We start from the raw sequence: 12272 nt of genomic DNA on the forward strand, positions 1-12272 counted from the left end.
GTTGTTGAGAATTCTTAGTTTTCTTTGTTCCTGGGTTCTCATAGCTTTTGCTCAACCTGATGTGAGTTGGTTTTTCTCTTTATTAGGGAGCGCCACAGGTTATGGATTTTTGTGGTATAGTCTAGAACCTCAAAAGAATCCCTATCTATCTTGGAGACGGCTAATGTCTCTACTATTTTTTTGGTCCGTCACGATAAATGGTGTGCATTTTTCTTGGATGCTTTCAGATTTATATGTTGGGAGATTTATCTATGTTGTTTGGGGGATGCTGATTGGTTTATTAGCATTGCTGTTTACGGCTTTTTCTTGCTTATTATTTTATATAGTACGCAAAAAACATGTGAAAATCCTTTGGTGTTTACCTGGTTTATGGGTAGCCCTCGAGATGGTGAGATTTTATTTTCTCTGTTCAGGAATGTCTCTGGACTATTTAGGCTGGCCAATTACTGCGAATGCTTATGGACGCCAATTCGGAGGTTTTTTTGGCTGGTCAGGAGAAAGCTTTGTCATAGTAGCTACAGGAATTAGTTTTTACCAATTGTTATTAGGAAAGCGCTTTGCACGAGTAGCTTGGTTGGGATGTTTTCTTTTCCCCTATATTTTAGGAGGATTACACTATGAATATCTCAAAAATACTTTTTCAAAAGAGGAAAGTCTGCGCATAGCTGTTATGCAACCAGCATCCTCAACTCTTTTAGAAGGGCCTTGGTCAGGATCTCCAGCAATGGCTTGGCAAAGGCTTGTTAGTCTTTCTTCTATTGTGCGAAAACCTGTAGATCTCCTTATTTTCCCTGAGGTTTCCGTTCCCTTTGGAAGAGATAGAAAAATCTACCCTTATGACGATAGTCAGGTGATACTTTCTCCTTTAACGCATTTTAAACATAAAGATGAACTTTTGGCGAATATAGATTGGATGCAAGCTCTTTCCAATCATTTTAATTGCCCTATTCTTATGGGTCTAGAGCGTTGGGAGGAACTGGATTCTAAACTGCATCTGTATAATTCTGCTGAGTGTATTTCTCAACACGGTGAGCTAGTTGGATATGATAAGCGTGTTTTAGTTCCCGGGGGAGAGTATATTCCAGGAGGCAAGTTTGGTTGGTCGGTTTGTAAGAAATATTTCCCAGAATATGCATTATCTTTTCAGCGCATCCCTGGGGGACGTTCCGGAATTATAGAGGTAGAAAACTTACCGCGAATGGGAGTTTCCATCTGTTACGAAGAGACTTTTGGAATGCTATTACGCAATTATAAGCGAGAGGGAGCAAAGCTCCTTGTAAATTTAACTAATGATGGATGGTATCCCTCATCAAGATTACCGCAAGTACATTTTTATCACGGTATTTTACGGAATCAGGAGTTGGGGCTGCCTTGTGTTCGTTCTTGTCATACTGGTATTACTGTGGCCGCAGATGCATTAGGAAGGATAATAAAAATGCTTCCTTATGAGACGCCTTCTCGGAAGGCGTCTCCAGGAGTTTTACAAGTAGCCCTTCCTCTTCAAAATTATCCTACTCTATATGCATTTTGGGGAGATTTCCCTTTGATTTTCGTATCTTTGCTATCACTAGGGTATATTGGCTGTTATTTTGGATATCGCTTGCTTGCTAAAAAAGAAAAAGGATAATATACGAACACTCTTTGTCAGGTTTTTGCATGTTAGAACGAGCTCAAAGAACGTTAAAGCGCGAAGTGCGTTATTCAGGTGTGGGAATTCACTTTGGAAAATCGGCGACTTTAACTTTAGAACCTGCCAAAGAAAATACTGGAATAGTCTTTTACCGCTCCGATCTTTTAGGAGAACATATCCCTGCCCTGCTCCCTCATGTATGCAATACAGGCCGCAGCACCACATTATCTTCAGGAGATTCTGTTATTGCTACCGTTGAGCATCTTATGGCTGCTTTGCGTTCGAGTAATATTGACAATGTCATTGTTCGTTGTAGTGAAGAGGAAATCCCGATAGGGGATGGAAGCTCTCATGTTTTTATGCAGCTCATAGATGATGCCGGTGTTTGTATACAAAATGATAAAGTTCCCATTGCGAGACTATCTCAGCCTGTGTACTATCAAACCCAAGATACTTTTCTCGCTGCATTTCCTTGCGACGAGTTAAAGATTTCTTACACTCTACATTACCCTCAAAGTCCTACTATAGGAACGCAGTATCGTTCTTTCGTTATTACGGAAGAGTCTTTTCGTAAAGAGATCGCTCCTTGTAGAACATTTGCTCTATATAACGAGCTGTGTTTTTTGATGGATAGGGGTTTGATTAGAGGGGGGTGTTTAGAAAACGCTGTGGTTTTTAAAGATGATGGTGTTATCAGCCTTGGGCAATTGCGATTTTCAGATGAGCCTGTACGGCATAAAATTTTGGATTTGATAGGGGATCTTTCTTTAGTAGGGAGACCTTTTGTTGCTCATATTGTTGCTGTAGGATCAGGACACTCCTCAAACATTGCCTTGGGTAGAAAGATTTTAGAAGTGCTACAATCCTAAGAAATGAGTAATAGATGAAAGAGGCGCCTGTAATTAAATTACGAGAATTATTAAACTTACTTCCACATCGGTATCCTTTTTTGCTTGTGGATAAGGTGTTGTCTTATGATGTGGAGAAACGATCCATTGTTGCACAAAAAAATGTAACGATAAACGAGCCTTTTTTTGTAGGGCATTTCCCTGAAGCACCCATTATGCCTGGAGTGTTAATATTAGAATCTTTAGCGCAAGCAGCCGGAGTTTTGTTAGGCTTGGTTTTAGAAAACGACAGAAATAAAAAGTTAGCTTTGTTTTTGGGAATACAAAAAGCAAAGTTTCGTCAGGCAGTTAGACCGGGCGACATTCTTACATTGAGCGCTGAATTTTCATTGATTTCGTCGAAGGGAGGAAAAGCTTCGGCACGAGCTTGTGTGGGTTCTCAGGTTGCTGCTGAGGGAGAACTGAGCTTTGCTCTTGTAGATAAGGAATCTTTAGATTAACGGAGACGTATGACGAACATTCACCCAACAGCAATTATCGAACCCGGCGCTAAAATCGGAAAGAATGTTGTTATTGAGCCGTATGTTGTTATTAAATCTGCGGTGACCCTTTGTGATGATGTAGTTGTTAAATCTTATGCGTATATTGATGGGCACACTACTGTAGGCAAGGGAACAACGATATGGCCATCCGCAATGATTGGTAATAAACCTCAAGATTTAAAATATCTTGGGGAGAAAACCTATGTTACTATAGGGGAAAATTGCGAGATTCGAGAATTTGCTATTATCACTTCATCTACTTTTGAAGGAACTACAGTTTCTATAGGAAATAATTGTCTTATCATGCCCTGGGCGCATGTAGCTCATAACTGTACAATTGGAAATTATGTGATTCTCAGTAACCATGCGCAATTGGCTGGTCATGTTGTCGTAGAGGATTATGCAATTATTGGCGGCATGGTCGGTGTTCATCAATTTGTTCGTATTGGTGCGCACTCTATGGTCGGGGCCTTAAGTGGTATTCGAAGAGATATTCCTCCGTACACTATAGGTACAGGGAATCCATATCAGTTAGGCGGGATCAATAAGGTTGGTTTACAAAGACGACAAGTCTCTTTTGACACGCGTTTAGCTTTGATTAAGGTCTTTAAAAAAGTTTATCGTTCTGCGGATAGCTTTTCCGAGTCGTTATTAGAAGCTCAACAAGAATACGGCCATATTCCTGAAGTTCAAAATTTCATTCATTTTTGTCAGAATCCCAGTAAGCGTGGAATAGAGCGTGGTGCTGACAAGGATGCTTTACAAGAGGAGAATGTGGAGAAGGAAGGAGCTCTTGTTGAGTCTTAAGGTTATTTATTTTGGCACTCCACAGTTTGCCGCTACAGTTTTAGAAGATTTATTACACCACGACGTTAATGTTATAGGTGTTGTTACTCGATTGGATAAGCCTCAAAAACGTTCTTCGCAACCTATTCCTTCTCCTGTTAAAACATTGGCCTTATCTAACAATATTCCGCTTTTACAACCTGAAAAAGCTTCGGATCCGCAATTTATTGAACAGCTAAGAGCTTTTGAAGCTGATGTTTTTATTGTTGTTGCTTACGGAGCTATCCTACGTCAGGTAGTTTTAGATATTCCGAAATACGGTTGCTATAATTTGCATGCGGGTCTATTACCGGCGTATCGTGGTGCAGCGCCTATACAGCGTTGTATTATGGATGGCGTTGCAGAGTCTGGAAATACTGTAATTCGCATGGATGCAGGCATGGATACCGGAGATATCGCTGGTATGTCTTATATTCCTGTAGGTCCTGATATGACAGCTGGGGAGCTTGCAGAAGCTTTAGCTGCTCAGGGGGGAGAAGTTCTAATAAAAACTTTACACCAGATAGCTAACGGAACAATTTCTCATACGCCTCAAGATCCGTCTAAAGCGTCGATAGCTCCTAAACTATCTAAGGAAGAAGGATTTGTTCTTTGGGATCGTCCTGCTGATAAGGTATATGCTCAAATACGAGGTGTTACACCGACTCCCGGAGCCTGGACACTCTACTCCTATCAAGATAAACCGGACAAACGTTTGGTTATTCGTAAGGCCTCTCTTGTTTCTAACAAGGGTGTTCATGGCCATCCTGGGGATATTATTATATCAGATAACCAAGAACTTCTTATTGCGTGTGCTGAGGGGGTTATTTGTTTACGAGAAATCCAGCCTGAGGGTAAGGGAGCAATGGATTCAAAAACTTTTTTGAATGGACATGCAGGCCACAAATTAAAATTATCTTTTCACACAACCAATTAATTTCAATATTAGTCAAGTTGATTTAGTTTATTAAGTTGCTAATGTGATATAATTGCGACTTAAAACGGTTATCTTTTTGCTGAAAACCTTTTAATTTTAGGGAGGTGGATATGGCATCTGCAATACCACGTGTAACTGGCCTAGTTATGGGCGGTAAAAACGTGTTTCTGCAAACAACAATGCAAGGAACTAGGAGAGGCGAGGCCGGCAATTGCATTAAACAGTTTTTTACGAATGGGAACAACCATTTAGCGCGCTTTGTTGGCAGTACAAAAAGCCTAGACAAGGCGTTTAAATTCGCTAAATCGGTATCAGAATTTAGCTGCGGCGTTATAGAAAGTTCTGGAAGTACAGGAGCTTCTCTTCAAGTGGCTAAAAATGTAGCCGGAACTTTAAGTACAGCTAGATCTGTTGTAGCTTTAGCTAACGTGTTGAACGGTTCGATTCCTGGATGTGTTAACTCCTCTAAGAATTGTTTTCACCATATTAAGAAATGCTTTACTCCAGAAGCAGAGTATAATCTTGGTAGTCTTGAGAAGGGTCTGTCTTACAACAAAATCTACCTCACTAAAAGTGACCACGCGCTGGCGGCGATTAAAGAGGGTTGCTCTGCGATTGGTGCGGCTACTTACATCACAACATTTGGTGTCAGCCGTCCGATACTCTTGGCTAACAAACTTGCTAACAAGCCTTTCCTTTCTTCGGAAGCAAAAGAAGGACTCGGCAATAGTGTAAACTATCTAATGACAGCAAACCATGCTGCGGGTGTTATCGGCGGAGCCGCATCCTTGCTCTATGAAAACCGTGCATATAAACGTGCTTCTGACGGATTATTAAACGCTAGAACGACAGAGACAATGGATCCTGAAGTTTATAATCAAGTATCTCAACAGTTAAAAGAATCGCACTTCAAAGCTGTTAAAAAGACAATACTTGGAATTTTAGAAAAAGCATTTGAATTGGTCGCTGATTTATTCAAATTAATTCCTTTCCCATTTTCTGCCCCAATTCGATTGGCTGTGACATCGGGAGCCGTTACACTTTCCAGTGGTATTGGTCTTTACAGCGTCTGGTCCAATTCGTAAGAAAAAGATTTGTCAGTTTAAGACAATGTTGCAAATCGCTTCTAGAAAACCTAGAAGCGATTTTTTTATTTATTAACAAACTAAGATTTTATAATAACTTTTTATCTTTCTCTCATTAAGGCGTTCCCGCTTTTTCTTATTGTAAAAATCTTCTCCCTCTGATAACCTCTCCTTTTATTTTCTTAAGGAAAAGGTTCCTTTTCTTTTTAGGGAATTCTACGAGTAAAAATGCTAAAACGACTTGCCTGGTTGCTCTCGCTTGAGTGCGACCATTGTATTAATGGGTAATTATATGCGATCTCAGCTTAGCTTAATGGGAAAAAAAGAAGGCATGATTCATGTCTTTGACAAAGATGGAAATCTGGTTGCGTGTTCGGTAATTAGCGTGGGTTCCAATGTTGTTACTCAAATAAAAGTTGATTCAACTGATGGTTACAATGCTATTCAGATGGGCGCGAATGAAATCAATGTCCCAGAAAAGACATTGGAAAAACGTATGAACAAGCCTAAGCTCGGCCACTTTAAGAAGTCGGGTTCTCGTGTTTTTGGTTTATTAAAGGAAGTTCGTGTTTCCGAGGATGCTATTAATGAAGTTTCTTTAGGAAACGAATTTGGCTTAGAGGTTCTTGAAGATATCTCTTCTGTAGATATTAGCGGTGTTTCTAAAGGTAAAGGATTCCAAGGAGTCATGAAGAGATTCGGGTTCCGTGGAGGTCCTAAAACTCACGGTTCTGGATTTCATCGTCATGCTGGTTCTATAGGAATGCGATCAACTCCTGGGCGATGCTTCCCTGGAAGTAAGCGCCCTAGTCATATGGGTACTGTCAATGTAACCGTTAAGAATTTAGAAGTGGTAAAAATAGATTTAGAGAAAAAAGTATTACTGGTGAAGGGAGCGATCCCTGGTCCTAGAGGCTCTGTTGTTGTCGTCAGACGTTCTTCTAGAGCAAAAGGGTAATACAGAAGAGGTCCTAATGGTTTTATTGTCAAAGTTTGATTTTTCTGGGAATAAGGCGGGAGAGGTTGAATTGCCAGATGCCTTTTTTATTCAAGAAGGAAATGGGCTTCAATTAGTGAAAGACTATCTTGTGGCCATTCGCGCCAACAAGAGACAGTGGTCTGCATGTACGAGAAATCGTTCAGAAGTCAGCCATTCTACTAAAAAGCCTTTTAGGCAGAAAGGCACGGGAAATGCCCGTCAGGGGTGTTTAGCTTCTCCTCAGTTTCGTGGAGGAGGCATTGTTTTTGGCCCCAAGCCTAAGTTTGATCAACATGTTCGTATTAATAGAAAAGAAAAAAGAGCGGCGATTCGTTTGTTGTTGTCTCAAAAGATCCAAACAAATCGATTGATTGTGGTTGATGACAGCGTGTTCACAAGTAGTTTGTCTTCTCCAAAGACAAAAGAAGCTTTAAGGTTTTTAAAATCTTGTAATGTAGAGTGTCGAGGAATTCTTTTCATTGATGATTTAGATCATGCTGAAAACAATGAAGGTTTAAGGTTAAGTTTGCGAAATTTATCAGCTGTGCGTGGTTTTACGTATGGAATGAATATCAATGGATACGATCTAGCCTCTGCCCATAATGTAGTGATTTCCGAAAAAGCTCTGAGAGGACTCGCCGGGCATCTTATTTCTGGAACGAAAGATTAAAAGGGAAAATTAGGACATGAAAGATCCTTATGATGTAATCAAACGGCATTATGTAACCGAGAAGGCCAAAACATTAGAAGCTTTGAGTCTTGGGAATGGTGAGGGCAAAAAGAAAGGTAGTTTCTGCAAACATCCAAAGTATACATTTGTTGTATCTTGTGATGCCACGAAGCCTTTAATTGCGCAAGCTTTGGAATCTATTTATGCAGATAAAAAAGTAAAAGTTAAAAGTGTAAACACGATATGTGTGAAGCCTCAGCCAGCCCGAATGTTTCGTGGAAAACGAAAAGGAAAGACTGCAGGATTTAAGAAGGCAGTTGTGACCTTCTATGAAGGCCATTCTATCGGGTAATCTATTAGAGGGAAGAAAAACATGTTTAAAAAGTTTAAGCCAGTAACTCCAGGGACTAGACAGTTGGTTCTTCCGGCTTTCGATGAGCTAACTAGGCAAGGAGAGTTATCGGGGAAAAGAACTAGGAAAAGTGTGCGGCCAAATAAAAAGCTGTCGTTTTTCAAAAAGAGTTCAGGTGGTCGTGATAATTTAGGTCACATTTCCTGCCGTCACCGTGGTGGAGGGGCTAAACGTCTATACCGAGTTGTCGACTTTAAGCGTAACAAAGACGGTATTGAAGCTAAGGTAGTTTCTGTTGAGTATGATCCAAACCGTTCTGCCTACATTGCTTTATTGAGTTATGCTGATGGAGAAAAACGTTACATACTTGCTCCAAAAGGCATAAAAAGAGGAGATGAAGTTATCTCTGGAGAGGGCAGTCCTTTCAAAGTGGGCTGTTGCATGACTTTAAAAAGCATGCCTTTAGGGTCAACCGTTCATAATATTGAGATGAGACCCCATTCTGGCGGAAAATTAGTAAGATCAGCAGGTTTGGCTGCTCAGGTTATTGCTAAAACTCCAGGGTATGTTACATTAAAAATGCCTTCAGGCGAATTTCGCATGTTAAATGAAGGTTGTAGAGCTACTATCGGCGAAGTTTCTAATTCCGATCACAATTTATGTGTTGATGGTAAAGCAGGAAGAAAGCGATGGAAAGGCGTTCGCCCAACCGTTCGTGGTACTGCTATGAACCCTGTCGATCACCCTCATGGAGGTGGTGAAGGCCGTCATAATGGTTATATTCCACGCACTCCTTGGGGTAAAGTCACGAAAGGGCTAAAAACTCGTGACAAGCGTAAAAGCAATAAGTGGATAGTTAAAGATCGTAGGAAATAGGGATTATGAGTAGATCGTTAAGAAAGGGTCCTTTTGTTGATCACCATCTGATAAAAAAAGTGCGTGCTATGAACTTGCTGGAGAAGAAATCTCCAATTAAAACTTGGTCTCGTCGTTCTATGATTACCCCTGAAATGATTGGCCACACATTTGAAGTTCACAACGGAAAAAAGTTTCTAACAGTTTTTGTTTCAGAAACTATGGTAGGACATAAGTTGGGAGAATTTTCCCCAACAAGAATATTTAAAAGTCATCCCGTGAAGAAAGGGTAAGTCTAAAGGAGACATGTCATGTTTAAAGCGACCGCCCGCTATATACGGATTCAGCCTCGCAAGGCTCGACTAGCTGCCGGGCTTATGAGAAATTTAAGTGTTAAGGAAGCTCAGCAACAGTTAAGTTTTTCTCAGCTAAAAGCTGGAAGATGTCTGAAAAAAGTTTTAGACAGTGCTGTAGCTAACGCCGAGCTTAATCAGAACGTGAAACGTGAGCAATTAAGTGTTATCGAAGTCAGAGTAGATGCAGGTCCTGTACATAAGCGAGCTAAATCGAAAAGTCGGGGAGGGCGATCCCCAATTTTAAAACGCACTAGTCACTTAACTGTTATTGTTGGTGAGAAGGAGCGGTAGGAGAAGTTATGGGTCAGAAAGGATGTCCAATCGGTTTTCGTACAGGTGTCACTAAAAAATGGCGCTCCCTATGGTATGGAAACAACCAAGAATTTGGTAAATTTCTTATTGAAGATGTTAAAATTCGAGAACATTTAAGAAAAAAACCTTCTTGTCAAGGGGCTGCGGGCTTTGTTGTGAGACGTATGAGTGGTAAGATTGAGGTTACAATTCAAACCGCTCGCCCAGGATTAGTTATCGGAAAGAAAGGAGCAGAGGTAGATCTTTTAAAAGAAGAACTAAGAAAGCTTACTGGTAAAGAAGTTTGGGTAGAAATAGCAGAAATTAAACGCCCCGAATTGAATGCAAAATTAGTGGCAGACAATATTGCTAGACAAATTGAACGCCGAGTTTCTTTTAGACGTGCCATGAAAAAGGCTATGCAATCTGTTATGGATGCCGGAGCTATCGGTGTTAAAATACAGGTGTCTGGAAGATTGGCAGGTGCTGAGATTGCCCGTTCTGAATGGTATAAAAATGGTCGTGTTCCTCTGCATACATTGAGAGCTGATATTGATTACGCCACAGCATCCGCAGAGACTACTTATGGAATTATCGGCGTAAAAGTCTGGATTAATCTTGGAGAAAAAACCTCTACGGCTAATGCTACTGCTGGCGCTGCGGCTCCAGCTGCACAATAGCTGTAAACAAGTGTGTGTGTGAATTATTATGTTGATGCCTAAACGAACAAAATTTCGCAAACAGCAAAAAGGTCAATTTGCAGGCCTAAGCAAGGGGGCTACTTTTGTTGACTTTGGCGAGTTTGGAATGCAGACCTTAGAAAGAGGTTGGGTGACTAGCCGACAAATAGAAGCTTGCAGGGTTGCTATCAATAGATATTTAAAACGTAAGGGGAAGGTTTGGATTCGTATTTTCCCCGATAAAAGCGTGACTAAAAAGCCTGCAGAAACTCGTATGGGTAAAGGTAAGGGTGCTCCAGATCATTGGGTAGCAGTCGTTCGTCCGGGTAGAATTCTTTTTGAAGTGGCTAACGTTTCCAGGGAAGATGCTCAGGATGCTTTGAGAAGAGCTGCAGCAAAATTAGGGATAAGAACACGTTTTGTGAAGCGAGTCGAAAGGGTATAAGTATATGGCAGCAAAGAAAAAATTATTGGCTGAGCTTAGAGAGAAAAGTCGAGTTGAGCTAGACGCATTTATCCATGAAAATAAGAAAGCTCTTTTTTCTTTAAGAGCTGAGTCTGCTTTACAGAATAAAGCAGTTAAGATGCACTTGTTCTCTATGTATAAGAAAAACATAGCTCGATCTATGACGGTCATACAAGAAAAAGAGGGAAAAATTGATGGCTAGTGAAGCAAGAGGCCTTAGAAAAGTCAAAGTTGGTGTTGTTGTCTCATCAAAAATGGATAAAACCGTAGTTGTTCGAGTAGAAAGAATATTCTCCCATCCTCAGTACGCTAAAGTTGTTAGAGACTCTAAAAAGTACTATGCGCATAATGGTTTAGACGTTTCTGAAGGCGATAAAGTTAAAATTCAAGAAACGCGACCTATGTCTAAATTGAAAAGATGGCGTGTTGTTGAGCGTATAAGTTAATTTGGTAGATTAGCAACGTTGGGTAGATGCAGTTATGATTCAGCAAGAAAGTCAATTAAAAGTTGCCGATAATACCGGGGCTAAAAAAGTAAAGTGTTTTAAAGTTTTAGGCGGATCTCGCAGACGTTACGCTACAGTGGGTGATATCATTGTATGTTCCGTTAGAGATGTTGAACCTGATAGCTCTATCAAAAAGGGCGACGTGGTTAAAGCTGTAATTGTTAGAACGCGCCGCGATATTCTTAGAAAAGATGGTTCTTCTTTGAGATTCGATACTAATAGCTGTGTAATTATCGATGAAAAAGGAAATCCCAAAGGAACACGAATTTTTGGTCCGATTGCTCGAGAAATTCGAGATCGTGGCTTTGTGAAAATTAGTTCTTTGGCTCCTGAGGTGATTTAAGGATAAGAAAAGATATGAAAAGACATAGTGTTTGTGTTGGCGACACGGTTTATGTGCTGGCTGGGAACGACAAGGGAAAGCAGGGTAAAGTTTTATCTTGTCTTAGAGAAAAAAATAAAGTGGTCGTTGAAGGAATCAACGTTCGTACGAAAAATATCAAGCGCAGTCAAGAAAATCCTAAGGGTAAAAGGATTAATATTGAAGCTCCGATACATGTTTCTAACGTGCGTTTAAGTATAGACGGTGCTCGAGCAAAACTTTCTGTCAAAGTTACTAAAAACGGACGAGAGTTATGGAATAGATCTCCTGATGGCACTTCTAAACTATATCGTTCTGTGAAAGAGAGAAAAGGTTAATATGAGCAGGTTAAAAAAACTATATACTGAAGAGATCCGAAAGTCCCTCCAAGAAAAGTTTGGGTATGGAAATACCATGCAAATTCCTGTTCTTAAAAAAATTGTTATAAGTATGGGTCTTGCTGAAGCAGCTAAAGATAAAAATCTTTTCCAGGCTCATTTAGAAGAACTTTCTATGATTTCCGGACAAAAACCTTTGGTTACAAAGGCTAGAAACTCCATCGCTGGTTTCAAACTTCGTGAAGGACAAGGCATTGGTGCTAAAGTAACTTTGCGTGGTCAGCGTATGTACGATTTTATGGATCGTTTTTGCAACATAATCTCTCCTAGAATTCGTGACTTCCGTGGTTTCTCGAGTAAAGGAGATGGGCGCGGATGTTATTCATTGGGATTAGATGATCAGCAGATTTTCCCTGAAGTAGATTTAGATCGCGTTAAGAGAACCCAAGGAATGAATATTACTTGGGTAACTACAGCACAAACAGATGTTGAATGCACTACTCTTTTAGAGTTGATGGGTTTGCGCTTTAAGAAGACTCAATAGGGGAGAT

19 protein-coding genes are annotated in these 12272 nt (G+C 40.4%); all 19 read left to right on the forward strand.

The window, feature by feature from the left end; genetic code table 11:
• Position 1 precedes the first annotated feature (1 nt).
• Positions 2 to 1627, forward strand: a complete 1626-nt coding sequence (gene lnt, locus C10C_RS00460) for an apolipoprotein N-acyltransferase (protein WP_117274750.1) — start codon at positions 2 to 4, stop codon at positions 1625 to 1627.
• A 29-nt stretch (positions 1628 to 1656) separates the two neighbouring features.
• The gene (lpxC, locus tag C10C_RS00465; protein ID WP_117273780.1) at positions 1657 to 2499 is read left to right on the forward strand and encodes a UDP-3-O-acyl-N-acetylglucosamine deacetylase; all 843 of its coding nucleotides are present in this window, start codon (positions 1657 to 1659) and stop codon (positions 2497 to 2499) included.
• A gap of 14 nt (positions 2500 to 2513) precedes the next feature.
• Positions 2514 to 2978 (forward strand): 3-hydroxyacyl-ACP dehydratase FabZ, encoded by a 465-nt coding sequence (fabZ, locus tag C10C_RS00470; protein ID WP_117273781.1) that lies wholly within the window; start codon positions 2514 to 2516, stop codon positions 2976 to 2978.
• A gap of 9 nt (positions 2979 to 2987) precedes the next feature.
• On the forward strand, positions 2988 to 3827 hold the full coding sequence (gene lpxA / locus C10C_RS00475) for an acyl-ACP--UDP-N-acetylglucosamine O-acyltransferase (protein ID WP_117273782.1): 840 nt from the start codon (positions 2988 to 2990) through the stop codon (positions 3825 to 3827).
• A complete protein-coding gene (fmt, locus tag C10C_RS00480; protein ID WP_117273783.1) occupies positions 3817 to 4782 on the forward strand; it encodes a methionyl-tRNA formyltransferase in 966 nt (321 codons plus the stop codon). The genes lpxA and fmt overlap by 11 nt, the downstream gene beginning before the upstream one ends.
• A 110-nt stretch (positions 4783 to 4892) precedes the next feature.
• A complete protein-coding gene (locus tag C10C_RS00485; protein WP_117273784.1) occupies positions 4893 to 5867 on the forward strand; it encodes a CT529 family inclusion membrane protein in 975 nt (324 codons plus the stop codon).
• Positions 5868 to 6159: 292 nt separating this feature from the next.
• A complete protein-coding gene (gene rplC / locus C10C_RS00490; protein ID WP_117273785.1) occupies positions 6160 to 6825 on the forward strand; it encodes a 50S ribosomal protein L3 in 666 nt (221 codons plus the stop codon).
• A 16-nt stretch (positions 6826 to 6841) separates the two neighbouring features.
• The gene (gene rplD / locus C10C_RS00495; protein ID WP_117273786.1) at positions 6842 to 7516 is read left to right on the forward strand and encodes a 50S ribosomal protein L4; all 675 of its coding nucleotides are present in this window, start codon (positions 6842 to 6844) and stop codon (positions 7514 to 7516) included.
• Between the two features lie 16 nt (positions 7517 to 7532).
• Entirely contained in the window at positions 7533 to 7868 is a 336-nt protein-coding gene (locus C10C_RS00500; protein WP_117273787.1) for a 50S ribosomal protein L23, read from the forward strand.
• Positions 7869 to 7889: 21 nt separating this feature from the next.
• A complete protein-coding gene (rplB, locus tag C10C_RS00505; protein ID WP_117273788.1) occupies positions 7890 to 8744 on the forward strand; it encodes a 50S ribosomal protein L2 in 855 nt (284 codons plus the stop codon).
• Positions 8745 to 8749: 5 nt separating this feature from the next.
• The gene (gene rpsS / locus C10C_RS00510; protein WP_011006070.1) at positions 8750 to 9016 is read left to right on the forward strand and encodes a 30S ribosomal protein S19; all 267 of its coding nucleotides are present in this window, start codon (positions 8750 to 8752) and stop codon (positions 9014 to 9016) included.
• An 18-nt stretch (positions 9017 to 9034) separates the two neighbouring features.
• Entirely contained in the window at positions 9035 to 9370 is a 336-nt protein-coding gene (gene rplV / locus C10C_RS00515) for a 50S ribosomal protein L22 (RefSeq protein WP_117273789.1), read from the forward strand.
• Positions 9371 to 9378: 8 nt separating this feature from the next.
• The gene (gene rpsC / locus C10C_RS00520; protein ID WP_117273790.1) at positions 9379 to 10050 is read left to right on the forward strand and encodes a 30S ribosomal protein S3; all 672 of its coding nucleotides are present in this window, start codon (positions 9379 to 9381) and stop codon (positions 10048 to 10050) included.
• A gap of 28 nt (positions 10051 to 10078) precedes the next feature.
• Positions 10079 to 10495, forward strand: a complete 417-nt coding sequence (gene rplP, locus C10C_RS00525) for a 50S ribosomal protein L16 (RefSeq protein ID WP_117273791.1) — start codon at positions 10079 to 10081, stop codon at positions 10493 to 10495.
• 4 nt (positions 10496 to 10499) lie between these two features.
• Positions 10500 to 10718: a 50S ribosomal protein L29 gene (gene rpmC, locus C10C_RS00530; RefSeq protein WP_117273792.1), complete on the forward strand. Its 219-nt coding sequence runs from the start codon at positions 10500 to 10502 to the stop codon at positions 10716 to 10718.
• Positions 10711 to 10962 (forward strand): 30S ribosomal protein S17, encoded by a 252-nt coding sequence (rpsQ, locus tag C10C_RS00535; protein ID WP_117273793.1) that lies wholly within the window; start codon positions 10711 to 10713, stop codon positions 10960 to 10962. The genes rpmC and rpsQ overlap by 8 nt, the downstream gene beginning before the upstream one ends.
• A gap of 34 nt (positions 10963 to 10996) precedes the next feature.
• Positions 10997 to 11365 carry a 50S ribosomal protein L14 gene (rplN, locus tag C10C_RS00540; RefSeq protein ID WP_011006076.1) on the forward strand — a complete coding sequence of 123 codons (369 nt, stop codon included), beginning with the start codon at positions 10997 to 10999 and terminating at the stop codon, positions 11363 to 11365.
• 14 nt (positions 11366 to 11379) lie between these two features.
• Positions 11380 to 11721 (forward strand): 50S ribosomal protein L24, encoded by a 342-nt coding sequence (gene rplX, locus C10C_RS00545; protein ID WP_117273794.1) that lies wholly within the window; start codon positions 11380 to 11382, stop codon positions 11719 to 11721.
• Between the two features lies 1 nt (position 11722).
• The gene (gene rplE, locus C10C_RS00550; protein ID WP_117273795.1) at positions 11723 to 12265 is read left to right on the forward strand and encodes a 50S ribosomal protein L5; all 543 of its coding nucleotides are present in this window, start codon (positions 11723 to 11725) and stop codon (positions 12263 to 12265) included.
• Positions 12266 to 12272 lie beyond the last annotated feature (7 nt).

This window comes from Chlamydia poikilotherma, from assembly GCF_900239975.1.
GTDB lineage: Bacteria > Chlamydiota > Chlamydiia > Chlamydiales > Chlamydiaceae > Chlamydia > Chlamydia poikilotherma.